Origin of the sequence: Deinococcus maricopensis DSM 21211 (assembly GCF_000186385.1) — a bacterium.
Taxonomy (GTDB): Bacteria; Deinococcota; Deinococci; order Deinococcales; family Deinococcaceae; genus Deinococcus_B; species Deinococcus_B maricopensis.
The window spans coordinates 1,032,018-1,051,991 of record NC_014958.1 but is presented as its reverse complement, the minus strand read 5'-3'; the positions used below and the strand labels follow the sequence as shown (position 1 = coordinate 1,051,991).

Annotated in this window: 15 protein-coding genes; 4 read left to right on the top strand and 11 right to left on the bottom strand. The window is 69.0% G+C overall.

The features are described 5' to 3' along the window. Position 1: 1 nt before the first annotated feature. The 9 genes from DEIMA_RS04830 to DEIMA_RS04785 form a co-directional block, all read right to left on the bottom strand. On the bottom strand, positions 2–2,782 hold the full coding sequence (locus DEIMA_RS04830; protein ID WP_013556112.1) for an isopeptide-forming domain-containing fimbrial protein: 2,781 nt from the start codon (positions 2,780–2,782) through the stop codon (positions 2–4). 139 nt (positions 2,783–2,921) lie between these two features. Continuing rightward, positions 2,922–4,943: a beta strand repeat-containing protein gene (locus DEIMA_RS04825; protein ID WP_013556111.1), complete on the bottom strand. Its 2,022-nt coding sequence runs from the start codon at positions 4,941–4,943 to the stop codon at positions 2,922–2,924. 26 nt (positions 4,944–4,969) lie between these two features. Beyond that, positions 4,970–5,455 (bottom strand): hypothetical protein, encoded by a 486-nt coding sequence (locus DEIMA_RS04820; RefSeq protein WP_013556110.1) that lies wholly within the window; start codon positions 5,453–5,455, stop codon positions 4,970–4,972. Positions 5,456–5,923: 468 nt separating this feature from the next. After that, complete coding sequence (carA, locus tag DEIMA_RS04815; RefSeq protein ID WP_013556109.1) at positions 5,924–7,108, bottom strand: glutamine-hydrolyzing carbamoyl-phosphate synthase small subunit; 1,185 nt, start codon at positions 7,106–7,108, stop codon at positions 5,924–5,926. A gap of 110 nt (positions 7,109–7,218) precedes the next feature. Beyond that, positions 7,219–7,746: an N-acetyltransferase gene (locus tag DEIMA_RS04810; RefSeq protein WP_013556108.1), complete on the bottom strand. Its 528-nt coding sequence runs from the start codon at positions 7,744–7,746 to the stop codon at positions 7,219–7,221. Beyond that, positions 7,743–8,267, bottom strand: a complete 525-nt coding sequence (locus DEIMA_RS04805; RefSeq protein WP_013556107.1) for a GNAT family N-acetyltransferase — start codon at positions 8,265–8,267, stop codon at positions 7,743–7,745. The genes DEIMA_RS04810 and DEIMA_RS04805 overlap by 4 nt, the downstream gene beginning before the upstream one ends. Next, a complete protein-coding gene (gene argH / locus DEIMA_RS04800) occupies positions 8,264–9,682 on the bottom strand; it encodes an argininosuccinate lyase (protein WP_013556106.1) in 1,419 nt (472 codons plus the stop codon). The genes DEIMA_RS04805 and argH overlap by 4 nt, the downstream gene beginning before the upstream one ends. Beyond that, entirely contained in the window at positions 9,679–10,626 is a 948-nt protein-coding gene (locus DEIMA_RS18605) for a GNAT family N-acetyltransferase (protein ID WP_013556105.1), read from the bottom strand. Before DEIMA_RS18605 ends, argH begins: the two co-directional genes overlap by 4 nt. Before the next feature lie 4 nt (positions 10,627–10,630). Further along, on the bottom strand, positions 10,631–11,860 hold the full coding sequence (locus DEIMA_RS04785; protein ID WP_013556104.1) for an argininosuccinate synthase: 1,230 nt from the start codon (positions 11,858–11,860) through the stop codon (positions 10,631–10,633). 337 nt (positions 11,861–12,197) lie between these two features. Between DEIMA_RS04785 and carB the strand changes: the two genes are divergently transcribed. From carB to DEIMA_RS18175, 4 genes are all read left to right on the top strand, one after another. Then, positions 12,198–15,284, top strand: coding sequence for a carbamoyl-phosphate synthase large subunit (gene carB, locus DEIMA_RS04780; protein ID WP_013556103.1), 3,087 nt, complete (start codon positions 12,198–12,200; stop codon positions 15,282–15,284). 216 nt (positions 15,285–15,500) lie between these two features. After that, entirely contained in the window at positions 15,501–16,613 is a 1,113-nt protein-coding gene (locus DEIMA_RS04775; RefSeq protein WP_169311920.1) for a GGDEF domain-containing protein, read from the top strand. Positions 16,614–16,674: 61 nt separating this feature from the next. Next, positions 16,675–16,881, top strand: a complete 207-nt coding sequence (locus DEIMA_RS17780; protein ID WP_148234906.1) for a hypothetical protein — start codon at positions 16,675–16,677, stop codon at positions 16,879–16,881. A 17-nt stretch (positions 16,882–16,898) separates the two neighbouring features. Further along, on the top strand, positions 16,899–17,060 hold the full coding sequence (locus tag DEIMA_RS18175) for a hypothetical protein (RefSeq protein ID WP_013556101.1): 162 nt from the start codon (positions 16,899–16,901) through the stop codon (positions 17,058–17,060). A gap of 20 nt (positions 17,061–17,080) precedes the next feature. Here DEIMA_RS18175 and DEIMA_RS04770 read toward each other — a convergent pair whose 3' ends face one another. Then, positions 17,081–18,199 (bottom strand): cysteine desulfurase family protein, encoded by a 1,119-nt coding sequence (locus DEIMA_RS04770; RefSeq protein WP_013556100.1) that lies wholly within the window; start codon positions 18,197–18,199, stop codon positions 17,081–17,083. Positions 18,200–18,338: 139 nt separating this feature from the next. Continuing rightward, the gene (locus tag DEIMA_RS04765; RefSeq protein ID WP_013556099.1) at positions 18,339–19,949 is read right to left on the bottom strand and encodes a PASTA domain-containing protein; all 1,611 of its coding nucleotides are present in this window, start codon (positions 19,947–19,949) and stop codon (positions 18,339–18,341) included. Positions 19,950–19,974: the final 25 nt, after the last annotated feature.

Genomic DNA, 19,974 nt, shown 5'->3' with positions numbered 1-19,974 from the left:
CTCAGTACCTCCAGCCGGCGTTCGGGTCGGTGACGGCGGCGTTGGCGTCGCCGGCGAACCGGAACCGGTACGTGATGATGTGGGTGCCTGCCGTGAGGGTCGCGTCCCGCGCGGCGTTCTGGCCGTCGAGGAGTTGCGCGCCGTCCGGGAGGGGATCGTCGAGGAAGAAGTCCGGCAGGTCACGGGGGGAGCTGAGGGTCAGCTGCGTGAGGTACACGCCGCGTTCGGCGGTCGTGAACACCTGCTTGAAGATGGTGAGGTCGCCGACGCGCACGGTCGTGTCGCGCAGGACGGCGATGTCGCCGCCAAGCGCGCCGAGCGGGAAGTCGACGCTGGTGAGGTTGCGGATGAACACGCCGCGGCTGCCGTCGCGCGCGCCGTCCTGAGGGACGCTGAGCGCGGCGTACGGGACGCTGCTCGGGTCGAGGCGCAGGGCGGCGAAGCCTTCCTGCACGCCCGCGAAGTGGTAGCGGCCTTCGGTGTCCGTGAGGGCCACGCGGCCGTTCGCGAGGACCACGCGGGCGTTCTGAATGGGCTGGTCGAAGCCTTTTTGGTACGTGCCGTCGCGGTTGCGGTCAATGAACACGTACCCGACGAGGTCGCCGCGCGTGACGAACAGCGCCGGGTCGGTCTTGTTCGCGGCGCGCGCGAAGTTGCTGGTGACGCGCGAGCCGTTCATGCCGAGCGCGCGCGCGATCACGACGTTCACGAGGTCGTCGCCCGCTTCGGGCGTGACGCGCGCGTCGAACTTCAGCACCAGCTGCTGTCCGGGCTGCAGGTCCGCGACCGTCCAGATCAGGGCGCCCGCGCTCTTGACGGTCGGGTCGGGCAGGGCGCGGCCGTCCAGCGTGGCCGTGCCGGGCAGGTACGAGAGCCCGCGGGGCATGTCGTCCTCGATTTCGACGCTGCGGAACGTCGCGCTGCGGCTGGGGTTGCGCAGCGTGATGGTGTACGTGATGCGGTCACCGACGGTGACGACGGTGGGCGTGCTGGTTTTCGTGATGGGCAGGCCGCTGCTGTACACCGGCGTGCGCGTCGTGGGGGACGGCACGGGCGTGGGCGTCTGCGTGCTGACGAAGCTGAAGGTGTTCTCGACGACCACGTCGTCGGGCGCGTCCGCGTTCACGGTCGTGACCAGCGTGAGCGTGCGCGTCTCGCCGGGCGCGAGCGCGCCGAGCGCCCAGGTGACCGCGCCGTTCGCGAACGCACCGCCGTCCGAGGCGCGCACGAAGGTCAGCTGCGCGCTGAGCGGGTCGGTGACGCGCACGCCTTCCAGCGCGAACGCGTACGGGTTGTGAACCGTGAGCGTGTACGTGAGCTCCGTGCCGGCGGTGACGGTGCCGTCCGCATTCACGGTCTTGTTCAGGTCCGGGGCGACCGTGGCGACGCTCGTCACGCGGTCGATGGTGGCGTTGCTGGGCGCGCCGACGCTGCTGACCGCCGTGATCAGCACGCGCAGGGCGTCCGCGCCGGCACTCGCGCCGGTGGGCGTGAGGCACACGCGGACGTTCACGCTCGCGCCGCGCGCGAGCGGCAGCGGCTGCGCGAGGGCACCGCCGTCCTCCGCCGTGAACGTCACGTCCGCCGCGCCGGCCTGCAGGTCCGCGCGCAGCGTCACCGCGTCGTCCTGGTCCCCGAGGTTCGCCAGGGTGTGCACGAAGCACACCGGCTGGCGCAGCACCGCGGACACGCGCGTCTGCGTGTCGTCCGCGCTGAGTTCGCCGCCCGGCAGGGCGCGCGCGTTCCCGACGGGACCGATGGCGAGGGCCGGCGTGTACCGCACGTCCACGCGCGCCGTGCTGGTCAGCGCCGGGGTGTTCGGCGTGGCGAGCGTCACGGTGTTCGCGCGGGCGCCCACCGCCGAGGCAGGCACGCGCAGGCGGAAAGTCAGGCTGGCGGTGGCGCCCGCCGGGACGGTCGGGAGGCGCCAGCGCACCTGCCGCACCGGGGTCGGCTCGGCGTCCGCGAAGGTCACGCCGTCACCGCTGAAGCTCACGGCGCCCGCCGTGGACGTGGCGCTGCCCGGCACGAACGTGAAGTCCGCCATGTCCGGCGTGTCCAGCGCGTCCGTCACGACGACCTCGCGGGAATCACCCGCGCCGGTGTTCTGCACGTCCACGCGCACGGTCGTTTCCTCGCCGGGGCGGACCGTCGCGCTCCCGAACGTCTTGCGGAGCACCAGCGCGGGCGGCTCGCCGACCTTCAGCAGCGACACGTTGTCCGCGTCGCGCGCACCGCCGTCCGCCGCGCCGCACGCCGCTGCCAGGTTCACGAACGCGTTGCCGCGCGCGGCAGCGCCCGCCGTGACCTTCACGAACACGGTCGCGCGGGCGTCCGCTGCGAGGGTCACGCTGCTCGCGGGCATGTCGGCGTCATCCAGCTTGCCGTTCCCGTTCGCGTCCACGATCACCTGCACGTCCGGCGTGAAGTTCGACGCGCCGTCCACGTCGGCGGTGAGTGCGAGCGCGAAGCGGTCGTTGCCGCCGTTCGTCACGGTGTACGTGAACACGCCGCTCTCCCCGGGCAACCGCGCGAGCGTCTGCCCCGGGGCGCTCAGGGTGCCGTTCGGAACGACGCTCGGCGCGCACACGGGCAAGACCGTCGTGCGGACCACGTTGCTGAGCAGTTCGACGGTCTCATCACCGCCGGGGGTGTCCAGGGTGGCCGTCGCGGACGCGACGTTCTCGATGACGGTGTTCGCGGGCGTTCCGACAGCGAGGGCGCAGCCCAGGGAGAGCAGCGCCACCGGCAGGAATCTCGCGATGAAGTTGAGCTTGAGCACGGTGCCTCCCTTGAAGGCTGAGGGCGAACGAGAACCACGAGCAAAACAGAGTCAGCAAAAGGGGTGGTGCGCAAAGCGCCAGCGGCGCGTCTCGTGTTGAGGGGCGCGCCCGCCCTGGGGGCAGGCGCGCAAAAGAGGCTCAGTTGACCTTGACGACGAAGGTCACGACAACCTGTTGGCCCGGGGTGATGATGTCCGTGACGCTGATAGTGTTGTCCCCGTCCGAGCTGTAACCGACCAGAACATTTCCGGTGAGGTTGGTGGGGGCCGTGGCGCTCCAAGTGGTGCCGTTGTCGGTGCTGTACAGGACTTTGGCTGTGGTCAACTTGGTGCCGTTGGCGCTGAACACTTCCCCAAGGACACTCACGAAGGTGGTGTTGGAGGGCGTGGCGTCCTTGACGGTAAAGTTTTTGACATTCGCGTTGCTGTTGTTCTTGCCCGTGATGTAGTAGGTCACGTTGGCATTCGGCGCCGCGTTGTTTGTGGTGACCGTGCTGTCGGTCTTGCTGAAGCTCTTGGTGAACGTCATGTTGCCGGTCTTGCCGACGGTCAGGGTGTCGTTCACATCCTGCTGGCTGGCGCCCGTGATGGTCGAGCTGGCCTGCTGGTTGGTGAGCGTATAGGTACCGTATTGCGCGTTGGTCGGAATGGTCACCGCTGCAATCAGCTTGACTTCCTGACCGGCGGGAATGCTGCCGGTGTCGACGAGGGCGTCAGTGTCGGTATTGGTGTCGACCAGGGGCGTGTCGGTTCCGGCTTCGAAGGTGCCGTTACCGTTTGCGTCCAAGTAGTACGCGACGTTGACCGTCTGGGTGCTACCGTCCGTCAGTTTGACACCCACCGTTCCGCTCAAGTTGAACGTGTCAGGAGCGCCGCCCGTGTTACCGACTTCCATGGGGAAGTACACGACGCTGCCGGGCTGCACTGGGTTGGGGTTGCCGGTGGCAACGGTGCTGGCCTTACCACCGTTGACCGTGGTGTCAGGGTCGCCGAAGGCAACGCCAGGGAAGTTGATGACGTTCGTGGTGGTGTCCTCAACCGTGGTGTCACTATCACCGAGCGACTCGATACCGATGGTGCTCGACACCGCGCCAGCCGGGGGGGTGCCCGTGTAGGTGATGGTGACGTTGAAGCTGAAGACGCCGTTTGACGCGACGTTATTCACTTCGGGGTTGCCGTCATTGTCCGTGTCGGTGAGCGTCACGCCAGTGGTGTTCGGGGTGATGGTGACGGTCGCGCCGGCAATGGTGGGCTTGATGATCTCAAAGCCGTCCGTAAGCGTCCCATTGTTTTTCAGGGTGTTGACGAACGTAACGGTTTTGGTGCCAGCGGCGGGGGAAGCCGTCTGCGTATCACCACTGCGGGTGATGGTCGTGTTGTTCGCGTCGGTGTACGTGCCACTTGCACCACCTGCCGGGAAGGTGCTCGGGCCGACGACAGCCGAAGGGGTGTAAATAACGGTCTGGTTGAAGTTGTTGTCGTCCGTCGCGAGGCCCGTGGCTTCGGTGTAGGCGTTGTTGGCAGGGGTAACGGCGTCAGGCGTGCTGTCGTAGTACGCCTTGCCGTTGGGGTTGGCGCCGTATTTCTGGTTGGGGGTGGCGGCAGCTGGAATGGTGTAGACCTGGAAGACCGTGACCGAGGCCGTGCCCGCGGCGTTATTGGCAATCACGCCGGTGTCGATGGTACCGGTCGCGTTCGTGTCGGTCAGGAGGGTGTCCCCGGCGTCAAGGACCCCAACGTTGCCAGCGCCGCCGTTGGGGTTGTCGAGGTAGTACTTGACGGCCGTGACGTCGGTGTCAGTACGGTCCGTGGTCGTGAGGTCCACGACGAGTGGCGTGTTGCCGGAGTTCGTGACAGTGTAGCGGAAGTTGACGGTATCGCCGGGCTTCGCACCGCCACTCCACGTCTGACCGGGGCTGTCCTGGTTGGGCGTGCCGATCGCACCACCGTCGTTCGGCGTGATGCTGAAGCTCGCGACCGTCTGGACCGTCGTGGTGACTTTATTGGACGCCTGGTCGGTCACGCTGGTGCCGGTATCGTCCGTGTACGACGCGTACGCGGTGTTTTCAATGGCCGTACCGGCAGAAGTCCCGCCGGCGGCGCTGGCGGTGCCCAGGGCGAGGGCGGTCATCAGGGAAATCAGGGTGGCGTACTTCTTCATTCAATCCTCCACGTGTGGGAACGGCGTTATTTGACTTGCGCGCGGAAGTTGAACTTCAGCGATTCGTCCGGTTTCAGGCCCGTGATGATCCAGCGGGCGTCGGTGTACTTGTTGATGGGGACGACGACTTCTTTTTTGATGCCGTTGTCGATGATGGTCTGTTTGAGGGGCGCGGCTGCGAAGGTCTTGCCGCCGTCGGCGCTGAACTGCACCTGCCAGCGGTTGCTGCTGGGCGTGGCGTTGCCGATGTACTGCGCGGCTTTGGGCACGGGCAGGCGGACGGTGAGGTTGCGGGCTTTGGTGGTGGTGTTGCGGACGGTGAGGTTCTCGATGAACGTGTCGCCGGGGAGGACGCTCTTGACGTTGGCCGTGATCTGCTCGGTGCTTTTGCCGTTCTGGGTGACGGTGCGGACGAGGTCGCGGGTGAGGGTCAGCGTGATCGGCTGTGCGGTTTGCGCGAGGGTCGCGCCGGTGAGGATGAAGGTGGCAAAGATGAGCGCAGCGGGTCGCATGGTTACCTCCGGGGAATGAAAGGACCGACAGCTCCGGGCAGTGTTCGGCCTCGGTTCTGTCGGTCGCGCCACTCGCTCCGCATCTGGCAGGCGCCCGTGTAACGCCAGATGTTTCATTGCTCCTGAACTAGTTTTAGATTAAGTGCAGCGGCATTACGAGAGTCTTACATGCTGCGGTTTCGTGAATGCATACGGTGCGTCTGCGCCGTGACTTGCGGAGAATATCACCGATTTATAAGAAGCGAATTTGAAAACAGCGGCTTATATGATGACTCATATTGTACTCATTTTACAGGGGCGCATGAGCCACTAACTCCGCCCTAGCTTCATGGGCCTCACAAACTTCTTACACTCTCCCGCTGGTGGCTGCACCCCTCCCCTGCCGCGCACCCTTGTGGCCCTTCCACAGCCGAAAGGAGCACCGCCAGGAGATCTGGCAGTGCTCCTTTCGGAGATACTCCTGAGGCCTTACAGGCCGAGGCGTCCGGTGCTGGCCTTCTCGACCGGCGTGCCGGTGGCGCCGTCGAACTTGTCGATTTCCTCGATGAAGCGGTCGAACAGGTACCGGCTGTCGTGCGGACCCGGGGACGCTTCCGGGTGGTACTGCACGCTGAACACCGGGTAGCGGGTGTGCGCCATGCCTTCGAGGGTGCCGTCGTTCAGGTTGATGTGCGTCGCCTGGAACGCGCCGTTCGGGATGCTCTCCAGATCCACGGCGTACCCATGGTTCTGGCTCGTAATCTCGACGTTGCCGGTCAGGAGGTTCTTGACGGGCTGGTTGCCGCCGCGGTGCCCGAACTTCATCTTGAAGGTGCGGCCGCCGGCGGCGAGGCCGAGGATCTGGTGGCCGAGGCAGATGCCGAACGTCGGCATCAGCCCCATGAGTTCCCAGGCGGTCTGGTGCGCGTACGTGGGCGCGCTGGGGTCGCCGGGGCCGTTGCTCAGGAACAGCCCGTGCGGGTGCAGCGCCATCACCTGCGCGGCGGTCGTGTGCGCGGGCACCACGATGGGTTCGATGCCGACTTCCGCGAGGCGCTTGATGATGGTGTGCTTGATCCCGAAGTCCATCAACACGACGCGTTTGCCTTCGCGGAGCGTGGGGTACGCGTACGGCAGGGGCGTGCTGACTTCGGGCGTCATGTCGCGCCCGTCGATGTCGGCGTGGTTGCGGGCGCGGGCCACGAGTTCCGCTTCCTCCTCGGTCGTGAATTCGCCGAAGGGGTCGCCGGGGTGCGTGTAGCTGCGGTGCGCGATGACGCCCTTCACGACGCCGCCGACGCGCAGGCGGCGCACGAGCGCGCGCGTGTCGATGCCCTGGATGCTCACGATGCCGTAGCGCACCATGAACTCCTCAAGGCCCTGTTCGGCGCGGTGGTTGCTGTAGTCGCCGGAGAACTCGCGGCCGATGAAGCCGCGCACGTACGGCTTGTTGCTTTCCATGTCGTACACGGCGACGCCGTAGTTGCCGATGTGCGGGTACGTCATGGTCACGATCTGCCCGTTGTAGGACGGGTCGGTCATGATTTCCTGGTAGCCGGTCATGGAGGTGTTGAACACGACCTCGCCGACTGTTTCGCCGCGGTGCCCGAACGCGTACCCGCGGTACACGGTGCCGTCTTCCAGCGCCAGAATGGCGCGTTCCTTGCGAATCATCTTGGACCTCCATACACGGCTCACGGGCCGCATTTCATGGCGTGGAACCAGAGCCCCTGGTTCTCAACCGCCGAGCGTAGCACCTTCGGGGCGCGCGGATGGTGCGGGCCCTACACGAGGGGTTTGAACATGGCGATCTCGTTGCAGTTCTCGAAGAACGCACAGCGCTGGCATTCGCTCCACACTTTCGGGTGGAGGTTCGTCTTGTCGATGCGCGTGAAGCCGCAGCGTTCGAAGAAGGTCTGTTCGTACGTCCACGCGAACAGCGCCGGGAGGGCGAGGTCGCGCGCTTCGGCTTCGCAGGCGAGCACGAGGGCCTTGCCGAGCCCGCGGCCTTTCATGTTCGGGTGGACGGCGAGGCCGCGCACCTCCGCGAGGTCTCGCGCGAGCAGGTGCAGGCCGCCGACGCCGGCGATGCCGCCGGGTTTCCCGGCGTGCGGCGCGGCCTCGATGACGGTGAAGTCGCGGATGCTTTCGGCCAGCAGGGTTTTGCTGCGCACCAGCATGCGGCCGCGCGCGGCCCAGTACCCGATGAGTTCGTGGATGGCGTCGATGTCCGACAGGCGCGCCTTGCGCGTCGTGAGCGGCGCGTCCGGGTGCAGTTCGGGAACGGCGATGCTGTCCAGGCTGAGGGTCATTGCGGCTCGTGCTCCTCGAGGTGCTCCGGCTGCTCCGGGCGGGGGGCGAGTTCGAGGTGCCACGCGCGCTCCTCGTGAATCCAGCCGCGCGTGACGCCACTCAGGACCTGCGGCGCGTCCGGCAGGACGTCCGCGAGGGTGGCGGACGGCACCTCGCTGAAGCCGAGGCGCGTCCAGTAGTCGGGCGCGTCGTTGCTGAACAGGTACACGCCGTGGTCGCCGCGCAGCGTGGCGAGCGTGAGGGCGCTGCGGACGAGGGCGCGGCCCACGCCGAGGCCGCGCGCCTCGGGCAGCACGCAGGTGCTGCGCAGCAGGCTGGCGCCCTGGCCGTGCTCCAGGCCGATGCACCCGACCGGGCGGCCGTCCTGCCGGGCCACCCAGAAGGTGCCGGGCGCGTCGAAGTTCAGGCTCTGCGTGGTGAGGCCGCAGGTGTTCAGCAGGGCGCGGATGGTGTCGTGGTCGGCGGGCGTGGCGGCGCTGAGCTTCACTTCGGTTTCGGTGGGGGTGGCGGTCAGGGTCATGCGTTCACCTCCAGGCGGCGTTGGGCGTCGTCAACCTGCGCGCGGACCTGCGTGGGGGCGGTGCCGCCGTAGCTGGCGCGCGCGGCGACGCTGGCCTGCACGGTCAATTGCGCCTGCGCGACGTCGGCGCTGAGCAGGGGATGCGCGGCGCGCATTTCGTCGTCGGTGAGGTCCCACAGCTGCCGGCCGGTGCGGCTGGCGAGGCCGACGAGGGCGCCGACGATCTCGTGCGCTTCGCGGAACGGCACGCCCGAGCGGGCGAGGAAGTCCGCGAGGTCCGTGGCGGTGCTGTACCCGCGGGCGGCGGCGGCGAGGGTCGCCTGAGCGTGCCAGGTGGCGCGTGGCAGCATGTCCGTGAACAGGCGCAGCGTGATGCTCAGGGTGTCGTACGCGTCGAACAGCGGTTCCTTGTCCTCCTGCAGGTCCTTGTTGTAGGCGAGCGGCGTGCCTTTCACGACGGTGAGCAGGCCCATGAGCGCGCCGAACACTCGGCCGGATTTGGCGCGCGCGAGTTCCGCGACGTCCGGGTTTTTCTTCTGCGGCATGATGCTGCTGCCGGTGGTGTGGCTGTCCGGGAGGGTCAGGAAACCGAACTCGAAGGTGGAGTACAGGATCAGTTCCTCGCTGAGGCGCGAGAGGTGCGCCGCGAGGATGCTGCCCGCCGCGAGGAACTCCAGGGCGAAGTCGCGGCTGCCGACCGAGTCGAGGCTGTTGCGGGTGGGGCGGGCGAAGCCGAGCGCTGAAGCGGTCTGGAAGCGGTCGAGTGGCCAGGGCGTCCCGGCGAGCGCGGCGGCGCCGAGCGGGCTTTCGTTCATGCGCGCGGCGGCGTCGCGGAAGCGGCTTTCGTCGCGCTCGAGCATTTCGGCGTACGCGAGGCACCAGTGGCTGAGCAGGATCGGCTGCGCGACCTGCAGGTGCGTGTACCCGGGCAGGATCACGGGCTCTCCGCCGTTGCTGGTGAGGTGCTTGTGCGCTTCGGCGACGAACACGGCGCGCAGCGCGCGCACCTTCCCGGCGAGGTCCAGGGCGGCTTCCTTGGTGAATAGGCGGAAATCGGTGGCCACCTGGTCGTTGCGGCTGCGAGCGGTGTGGAGCTTCCCGGCAACCGGGCCGATGCGGTCGCGCAGCGTCGCCTCGATGTTCATGTGGACGTCCTCGCGGTCCAGGCGCCACTCGAACGTGCCGGCGCGGATGTCCGCGAGGATGCCGTGCAGGCCGCCCTCAATGGCGGTGACTTCGTCGGGCTGGAGGATGCCGACGGCGCCGAGCATGGCGACGTGCGCGAGGGAGCCGCGCACGTCCTGCTCGGCGAGGCGCTGGTCGAAGGGGACCGAGGCGTTGTACAGCTCCACCAGACCGTCGGTGGCTTCGGCGAACCGCCCGCCCCAGAGTTTCTTGTCGGTTGTCGTGGTCATTGGTCCTCCGTGAGGGTCAGGCGCATCTCGTTGGTGGGCTCGAAGCCGAGGTGCTCGTACAGAGGGCGGCCGGCGTCGCTGGCGTGCAGGGTGAGCACGCGGAGGCCGCGCGCGCGGGTTTCGCGGGTGGCGGCGTGCACGAGCGCGCGGGCGAGGCCGCGCGCTCGGTGCTGCGGCTGCACGTACACGTTCAGGAGGTACGCGCGGTGCGTGGCGGCGTCGAGGTGGCCGGGCGGCCAGTCGAGGAGCATCAGGCCGGCCCCCGCGACCGCTTGGGCGGCGTGGTCGATGAGGAAGCCGAGGTACGTGCCGCTCCGCAGGCGGTCCGTCACCCACGGCCCGAAGCGCGCGGTGTGTCCGGGGCCGTAGGGGGCGCCCATGTCCTCGAACATCCGCTCGCGCTGGGTGGCGATCACGCTGGCGTCGTCTGGAGTGGCGGCGCGCAGGGTGTAACCGTCCGGGACGCCCGTGATGGCTTTCACCAGCACCACCGGGGCCGGGCTGAGCGGGCTGGCGAACGCGTACCGGGCGTCCGGGTTGACGCTGTACCCGAGGTGCGCGTACAGCGGCAGGACACTCTGGTTGTACTGGCTGACGGCCAGCAGCACCCGCGCGTACCCGCCGCGCGCGGCGACGCGCTCCACGGCCTGCACGAGCTGCCGGCCGAGGCCGCGCCCGCGCGCTTCGGGCCGCACCGCGAGCTTATTCAGGGTGAGGGTGGCGTGGCCGTCCGGGCGGTACCCGACGATGCCGAGCGCCTGCGTCCCGTCGAGCGCGATGAACCCGCCGGCGCCGGGGGCGCTGAGGGCCGCGTGCAGCTGCGCTTCGGTGGTGCGCGTCCAGCTGCTGCGGGGGTCCATGCCCGCCGCCATCATCACCGCGTGGAAGGCGGGCGCGTCGTCGGGGGTGGCGGCGCGCAGCGTGAGGGGGGCGGCGGGCGTCACGCGTTCAGACCTGGGCGGGCTCGGGGTTCTGGGCGGCCTTCGCTTCGGCGCGGGCCTTCACGCGCAATCTCAGGGCGTTGAGCTTGATGAAGGCTTCGGCGTCGTGCTGGTTGTAGTCGCCGCCCGCCTCGAAGGATACGAGGTCCTTGTCGTACAGGCTGACGGGCGCTTTGCGGCCCACGACGGTGGCGCTGCCCTTGTAGAGCTTGAGGCGGGCGGTGCCGGTGACGGCCTGCGCGACGGCGTCGAAGTACACCTGCAGCGCTTCGCGTTCGGGCGCGAACCAGAAGCCGTTGTACACGAGCTCGGCGTATTTCGGGGAGAGCTGGTCGCGCTGGTGCAGAACTTCGCGGTCGAGGGTGACGCTCTCCACGGCGCGGCGCGCGTGGTACAGCAGGGTGCCGCCGGGCGTTTCGTACACGCCGCGGGACTTCATGCCGACGAAGCGGTTCTCGACGAGGTCGAGGCGGCCCACGCCGTGCGCGCCGGCAATCTGGTTGGCTTTGGCGAGCAGGTCGGCGGGGCTGAGGCGCTCACCGTTGAGGGCGACGGCGTTGCCGCGCTCGAACTCGACCTCGACGTACTCAGGCTGGTCGGGCGCCTGCTGCGGGTCGACGGTGAGCTTGAACATGTGCGCGGGCGGCTCGGCCCAGGGGTCTTCGAGGATGCCGCCCTCGTAGCTGATGTGCAGGAGGTTCGCGTCGGTGCTCCAGGGGTCCTTTTTGGTGGTGGGGACGGGGATGCCGTGCTCGTGCGCGAACGCTTCGAGGTCGGCGCGGCCCTGGAAGGCCCATTCGCGCCAGGGCGCGACGGTGATGATGTCCGGCTGCAGGGCGTAGGCGCTCAGTTCGAAGCGGACCTGGTCGTTGCCTTTGCCGGTAGCGCCGTGGGAGACGGCGACGGCGCCTTCCTGCTGGGCGATCTCGACCATTTTCTTGGCGATGAGCGGGCGCGCGATGCTGGTGCCGAGCAGGTAGTAGCCCTCGTACAGGGCGCCGGTGCGGAACATCGGGTAGACGTAGTCGCGGACGAATTCCTCGCGCAGGTCGAGGGCGTGGGCGCTGACGGCGCCGGTGTTGAGCGCCTTGACGCGCGCTTCTTCGACTTCGTCGCCCTGGCCGAGGTCGGCGGTGAAGGCGACGACGTCGTAGCCACGTTCGGTCTGGAGCCATTTGAGGATGATGCTGGTGTCCAGGCCGCCGCTGTAGGCGAGGACGATTTTGGGTTTGTTCATGGGGTGGCCTCCTGGGTGAGCGTGGTGGTGCAGGGGTTCGCCCGGCGCGTGAAGCACCCAACCCTCCAGTTCTGGGGGTCGGGGCGTCAGCGTCGGGCGGCGAAGGTCTGCATAGTTGAATCGAAATACGCATGAAGCGTATAGGTATTCATAGACTAACAGGCAATGCCGGAGGGGTCAACACCATAAATCTCAAATCGGTCCTGATCCCTGCTCACTTTTTGCCGTTCAGGTCAGGGTTGCTTCAGGAACTCGGGCGCGGACGGCCACACCCAGACAATCTGCATAATCTTGCCTTGCCCTGAGGTGCTCATCCGTGTTAGGGTGGAATCTCGGAATGCCTAAGCGTACCGATATCCAGACGATCCTCATTCTCGGCAGCGGCCCCATCCAGATCGGGCAGGCTGCCGAGTTCGACTACTCGGGCACGCAGGCCTTGAAAGCCCTGCGGCGCGAGGGCTACCGCGTGGTGCTCGTCAACAGCAACCCCGCGACGATCATGACCGACCCGGACCTCGCGGACGCCACGTACCTCGAACCGCTCACCCCCGAGTTCGTCGAGCGCGTCATCGCCCTTGAGAAACCCGACGCGCTCCTCCCCACCCTCGGCGGCCAGACCGCCCTCAACCTCGCCATGGACCTCCACGAACGCGGCACGCTCGAGCAATACAACGTCGAGCTGATTGGCGCGGGCGTCGAAGCCATCAAAAAAGGCGAGGACCGCGAACTCTTCCAGGCAGCCATGAAAAAAATCGGCGTGGAAACCGCGCGCGGCAAGATGGTCCACAGCATGGACGAGGCCATCGAGTACCAGAAGGAACTCGGGCTGCCCGTCGTCATTCGCCCCAGCTTCACGCTCGGCGGCACCGGCGGCGGCATCGCGCACACCTACGAGGACTTCCTGCGCATCACCGAAGGCGGCCTGCGCGACAGCCCCGTCACCAGCGTCCTGCTCGAAGAAAGCATCCTCGGCTGGAAGGAATACGAACTGGAGGTGATGCGCGACACCGCCGACACGGTCATCATCATCACCAGCATCGAGAACTTCGACCCGATGGGCGTGCACACCGGCGACAGCATCACCGTGGCGCCCGCCCAGACGCTCAGCGACGTGGAGTACCAGAGGCTGCGCGACCAGTCCCTGGCGATCATCCGCGAGATCGGCGTCGCCACCGGCGGCAGCAACATCCAGTTCGCCGTGAACCCGCAGAACGGGCGCGTCATCGTCATCGAGATGAACCCGCGCGTGAGCCGCTCGTCGGCGCTCGCCAGCAAGGCCACCGGCTTCCCCATCGCGAAGATCGCCGCGCTGCTCGCCGTCGGGTACCACCTCGACGAACTCCCGAACGACATCACGCAGGTGACGCCCGCCGCGTTCGAGCCGACCATCGACTACGTCGTCACGAAAATCCCGCGGTTCGCGTTCGAGAAGTTCCCCGGCACCCCGGACCACCTCGGCACGCAGATGCGCTCGGTGGGCGAGGTCATGGCCATCGGCCGCACCTTCAAAGAGAGCCTGCAGAAGGCCCTCCGCAGCACCGAAGGTGACGTGCGCGGCGGGTACGCCACCATGAGCGAGGACGACCTGCGCGCGCTGCTGTACCCGAACCCGCGCCGCCTCGAAGCGGTGCTGGAACTGCTGCGCCGCGGCGAGAGCGTGGACCAGCTGTTCGACGCCACCAAGATCGACCGCTGGTTCCTGTGCCAGCTCAAGGAGATCATCGACGCGGAAAGTGAGCTGCTGGAACTCGGCCCGATTGAGAGCTGGAAGTACGAGTACTGGCGCGAGGTGAAACGCCTCGGCTTCAGCGACGCGCGCATCGGCGAGATCGTCGGCAAGAGCGAACTGGACGTCCGCGCGCTGCGCAAGGCCGCCAAAGCCACGCCCGTGTACAAGACCGTGGACACCTGCGCCGCCGAGTTCGAAGCGCACACCCCGTACCACTACTCCACGTACGAGTGGGAGGACGAGGTCCGCAGCACCGACAAACCCAAGGTCGTGATCCTGGGCAGCGGCCCGAACCGCATCGGGCAGGGCGTCGAGTTCGACTACGCCACCGTGCACGCCGTGTGGGCGCTGCAGCAGGCCGGGTACGAGACCATCATGGTCAACAGCAACCCGGAAACGGTCAGCACCGACTACGACACCGCTGACCGCCTGTACTTCGAGCCGCTCACGTTCGAGGACGTCATGAACATCGTCGACCACGAACGCCCGGTGGGCGTCATCGTGCAGCTCGGCGGGCAGACCCCCCTCAAGCTCGCACGCCGCCTGGAGGACGCGGGCGCGCCCATCATCGGCACGAGCCCCACCACCATCCACACCGCCGAGGACCGCGCCAGCTTCAACGCGCTGTGCGAGCGCCTCGGCATCCCGCAACCCAAAGGGAAGGTCGCCGAGAACGCCGAGCAAGCCCTCCAGCTCGCCGAAGCCCTCGGCTTCCCGCTGATGGCCCGCCCCAGCTACGTGCTCGGTGGGCGCGCCATGCGCACGGTGCGCAGCATGGACGAGCTGCGCACGTACCTCACGGAGGTGTACGCCGCCGTGGAAGGCCAGCCGAGCATCCTGCTCGACCAGTTCCTCGAAGGCGCCCTCGAGCTCGACGTGGACACCCTGTGCGACGGGGAGCACGCCGTCGTGGCGGGCGTCATGGAGCACATCGAGGCGGCGGGCGTGCACTCCGGCGACAGCGCCTGCATCCTGCCGCCCGTGCACCTGAGCCCCGAGCTGCTCGCCGAGGTCAAGGCCACCACCGAACGCCTCGCGCGTGAACTGGGCGTGCGCGGCCTGATGAACGTGCAGTGGGCCGTGAAGGACGGCGTGCCGTACATTCTGGAGGCGAACCCGCGCGCGAGCCGCACCGTGCCGTTCGTGAGCAAGGCCATCGGCGTGCCCCTCGCGAAGTACGCGGCGCTCATCGCCGCCGGGCGGACGCTGGCGGACCTGAACTTCACCGAAACGCCCGTGCCGAACATGTACAGCGTGAAGGAGGTGCACCTGCCGTTCCTGAAGTTCAGCGGCGTGCAACCCACCCTCGGGCCGGAAATGAAGAGCACCGGCGAAAGCATGGGCATCGACGCGGACCCGGACCTCGCGTTCTACCGCGCGCAGCTCGGCGTGAAGAGCATGCTGCCGGTGCGCGGCACGGCGCTGCTGCTCGGCGACGGCCTCGATCAGGCAGCCGAGCTGCTGGAGGGCGCGGGGCTGATCGTCACGCGCACGGCCGGTGACGCCCTGCCGGACCTGCTGATCGACGTGACGGGCTCGCCGCTGCTGCGGCGCGCGCTGGAGCGCGGCGTGCCCATCGTCACGACGCGCGAAGCGGCCCTGTGGACGGCACGCGCCATTGCCGCGGCCGTGAAGGCCGACTGGACCGTGACCAGCCTGCAGACGTGGCTGGCCAGCACCCCCCAGCCCGCCTGAGCCGGTCCCGGCGCGACCACACCCCCGTTTGGGGGTGTGGTCGTTTCAACGCAGGCAGCCGTGAGCCGACCGGGTTCCTCACTCCCCCCTCACCTGGGGGGGTGAACGTGAAATAAACCTGATTCGCCCAGCCCACCGGGTACACTGAGCACGCGAACATTCCCGGAAACCCACGTCGTCCCCCCAACGGCGTTCGGAATGTCTCCCGTGCCCCCCATGAAGCCAGAACCCGTCGCCAGTGACCCGCTGCTGGCCGTGCCTGACCCGGCGCGGGACGTACGCCGACGCATTTTCCTGTGGGTCATGCCCGTCGCGGTACTCGCCTGCCTCAGCGCGCTGCTCGTGCAGGCCCCGCACTTCGACCCGCTCGACTGCTGGGCGCTTCCCACCCTGAACGTCGTCCTGCTCGGCGTATACCTCGCGCTGCGCCGCCCCACCGCCCCGGTCGACGAACTGATCGGCGTGGCGTACGCGGCCGTCGCCACGTACTTCCTGCTGGCACTCAACCACCAGTTCGAGGTGTTCGTCCCGAACCACAACGCCCTGAGCGAGTCGACGTTCTGGTTCGCGGTGCTGTACGCCGCCGCGTACGCCGCGTGGGCGCCGCGCAAGGCCTTCACGTTCGCCGGGATTACCTGGGGGCTCGCGCTGCTGATCGGCGTCCTGAACCTCTTCGCGCTGCACGCCGACGGCGCCCTCACAGTCCGCGTGCTGGGCATCATGGCGCAGTTCTACCTGTCGGGCGCCGTGCTAATCGGCATTCAGTACGCCCTCGCCTTCGCGCGCAAACGCGACCGCGAGGTGCACCTGATGGCCTACATGGACTTCCTGACCGGCCTGCCCAACCGCCGCTACGCGGAAGGGCACCTCGCGCAGCACACCCGGCCCGGCCACGCGCCGCTCAGCGTCGTGATGCTGGACCTCGACCACTTCAAACGCATCAACGACACGTACGGGCACCACGTCGGCGACCACGTGCTGCGCGAACTCGCACAGGTCCTGAGCCGCCACACGGGGCGCGCGCGCGTCCTGGCCCGCTGGGGCGGCGAGGAGTTCCTGCTGATCCTGCCGGACACGGTCCTCGCGGACGCGCACGCCCTCGCGGAACGCATGCGGCAGAGCGTGGAAGCGCACGTGTTCGACGAAGTGGGCGTGGCGACCATCAGCGCCGGCGTCGCGCAGGCAGAAGCCGACGAGGCCGCCCACGCCGTCCTGCGCCGCGCCGACGCCGCCCTCTACCGCGCCAAAGGGCAGGGTCGCAACCGCGTGATGGCCGACACCGAACCGCGCGGCGGCACCCGCGTGAGCCTGCCCGTCACGGGCGACTGACGCCCCTTCGACGACCCTGCATGTCTTCGCTGCGCAGCACCGTCTCGCCGCGCACCTCGCCGTGTTCAGCACAAATCCGCTGCTGCTCGCGCTCGCCGCGCTGATGGGCGTTCTCGCGGCGCTGTCGACGGGCGTCGTGCGGACGCCGCTGCGCGGGCACGCCGTCCACGAGTCCCACCCGTACCTCGCGGAACACGACGGCCGCTCGCATGGGTCGCGCACGACAACGGCTTCCCCAGTGACCCCACGCTCGTGGCGGCGCTGCTGACCGCGTGGTCGTGGTAGGTGAGCCGCCGCTGGACGCCCGTGTTTACGGTGGGCCTGTTGGCGGTCATGGCGGGCCGCCCGGTGATCGGCGCGCCCCACACGCTGGACGTGCTGGGCAGCGGCGCCTTCGCGTCGGTGGCGTTCGTGACCGCGAACGCCACCCCGTGGCCGGCGGCGTAACGGCGCGCTGCAGCGCGCCGTTACGCGCGGCTGAACTGCACGGCGCGCGCGAACACGCCCGCCGCGTAGGTCGCGTCCTCCTCGGTGGTGGCGCGCCCGAAACTGAAGCGCAGGCTGGCACGCGCGTCCGCCTCGCTGAGCCCCAGCGCCATCAGCACGTGGCTGGCCTGCATGGTGCCCGCGCTGCACGCACTCCCGGCGCTGGCGTACACGCCGCTCATGTCGAGGTTCATCAGGAGCGCCTCGCCGTCCGCGCCGTGCGCGGTCACGTTCACGACCTTCGGGCTGCCGTCGGACGCGTGGTTGAAGCTGAGGTCCGGCACGGCCGCGAGGCCCGCCAGGAACGCGTCGTGTACGCGCGTCAGGTGCGCGTACGTGTCCGCCTGCGCCTGCGCGGCAACGTGCGCGCTGAGCCCCGCCGCGTACACGCCCGCGACGTTGTGTGTGCCGGGCCGCACGCCCTTCTCCTGCCCGCCGCCGAGCGTGAGCGGCGCGAGGTCCAGGCCGCGCCGTACGTACAGGAACCCCACGCCCTTCGGGCCGCCCCATTTGTGCGCGCTGAACGAAGCGAAATCCACGTCCCACGCGACGACGTTCACGGGCAGCACCCCGAGGCTCTGCACGGCGTCGGTGTGCATGAGCGCGCCGCCCGCCCGCGCGACCCGCGCGATCTCGGCGACGTCCTGCACCGTGCCGATCTCGTTGTTCGCGTGGTGGACGCTCACGAGGCGCGTGTCGGCGCGCATGGCCGCCTGCACCTGCTCGGGCGTGACGCGGCCGTGCCGGTCCGGGGGCAGGAACGTGACGTCCACGCCCCGCTCCTGCAGTGCCCGCGCCGGCGCGAGCACCGCGGAGTGCTCCGTGAGGGTGGTGATCAGGTGCCCGCCGCCGGCCATGACGGCCTGCAGCACGTGGTTGTCGCCTTCGGTGCCGCCGGCGTTCGCGATGACCGTGAGGGGGTGCGCGCCGATGGCGTCCGCGAATGCCGCGCGCCCCTCCTCGAGGCGCTCACGGGCGCGCTGCCCGGCGCGGTGAACGCTGGCGGCGTTCCCGGCTTCCTGGGCGGCGTGCAGGTACGCACTGAGCGCGTCGGGCGTCATGGGGTGCGTGGCGGCGTAATCGAGGTAGAGCTCGCGCATCCCCCCGAGCGTAGCGCGGGGCGCGCCGCCGGTCAGCGGTGCACGACAGGGTTCGCGGGCCCCCGGTGAAGACCGGGGGCCCGCGCGGAGGCCACGAGCGGCGAAGTTGTCCGGGTTCCGTCCCGGCGTCGCCGTTCGCTCAGGGCGTGAAGCTCGTGAAGTCCTGGCCGTTCACGCGCACGACGAACAGCGCGTCGCCGCGGACGCTGATGCCTTCCTGCTGCGCGAGCGCGCCCGCGACTTCGGTGGTGGCTGCCGGGTTGAACACCACGCGTTCACCGTCGGCGTCGCGGACCACGATGTCCACCGTGCCGGACGGCAGGTCCGACGGGAAGGTGTAGTTGAGGTTCACGCGGCGCGTCTCGGCGGCGGGCGTCGTGGTGGGCGGCGTGGCCGGCACCGGGTCGGGCGGCGCGGGCACCTCACCGGCCGGGACGTCCGGGATGGTGGGTTCGGGGTCCGGTTCGGGCTGCACGGGCGCGGGCGGCAGGGGCAGGCTGCTGGTGGCGCGGCTGGGGCCCTGCACGCGCGCGCGGGCGACGGTGAGGGTCACGGGTGAGCCGACGTCGACCTTCGCGTACGGTTTGGGGTCCTGGGTCAGGACGGTGTTTTCGCGTGCGTCGCTGGTCTGCGTGCGGACGCGGTTCACGACGAGGCCCGCTTTGCGGACCATCTCGCGCGCGTCGTCGAAGGTCATGCCGCTGAGGTCCGGCAGCCACGTCTGCTTGAAGCTGAGGCCGTCGGAAATCAGGAGGTTCACGGGCTGCCCGCGCTGGCTGGTGCTGCCGGCCTCGGGCACCTGGGCAATCACGCGGCCCTTGGGGGTGTTCGTGAGGGCGCCGCTGATGGTGGTGACCGTGCCGAGCTTCAGGCGGTTCTCGGCGAGCGCGGCGCGCACCTGGTCGAGGTTCAGCTCCTCGAGTTTCGGAACAGGCACGGGCTTCGGGTCGTTGACGGTGAGCGTCACGAGGCGGTCCACGGGGAGGTTGCTGCCGCCGGCGGGGTTCTGGCTGACAACGTCGCCGATGTCGAGGTTGGGGCCTTCGCCGTTGACGTACTGCACGCGGAACCCGCGGCCGCTCAGGGCACGCGCGGCCTGCTCGGCGGGCTGCCCGGCAACGTCCGGCACCTCGCGGACGGGCGGGTTGAGGAAGGTCCGGGCGGCTTCCGCGCCGAGGTAGCCGGCGCCGCCAAGGAACAGCAGGCCCGGCAGGAACGCGAGGGGGCTGAGCGGGCGGCGTTTGCGGCGCACGCGGCCCTTGCCGAGCGGCGCGAGCGTGCGGGCGTTGAGGGCGCTGACCTCGTCGGGCGTGCGGGGCGGCACGGGCGCGAGGCGGCCGAGGCGGACGGTGGGGCCGTCGATGCTTACCTCGGCGTCCTGCAGGGCGTACCCGTGCTCGGCGAGGCGCGCGGCGAGCGTGCGCACGCCCTCGACGGCCTCCTCAGCGCGGACGGGCTGCGCGAGGAAGTCGTCCAGGGGCGCGCCCGGCACGGGCCGCCACAGGGCGTAGAAGGCGCCGGGGCGGGCGACGACGTCTTCGAGGCCGTCCGGCTGGAGGGCGCGCAGGGCCGCGCGGTACGTGTGGAACGCCTGGCGCTCGGCGGGGGTGGTGGCACTGAACCAGCCCAGGCGGCGGGGCGTTTCGTCGCCGCGCGGCGCCGTCACGGCGTACAGCGTCTCCTGCCCGGTCTGGGCGAGTTCAGCGGTGACTTCGTACTTGCCGTCGATTCGGCCTTCGGTGCGCGACATTCGGCCCACAGTATAGGGCCCCCCG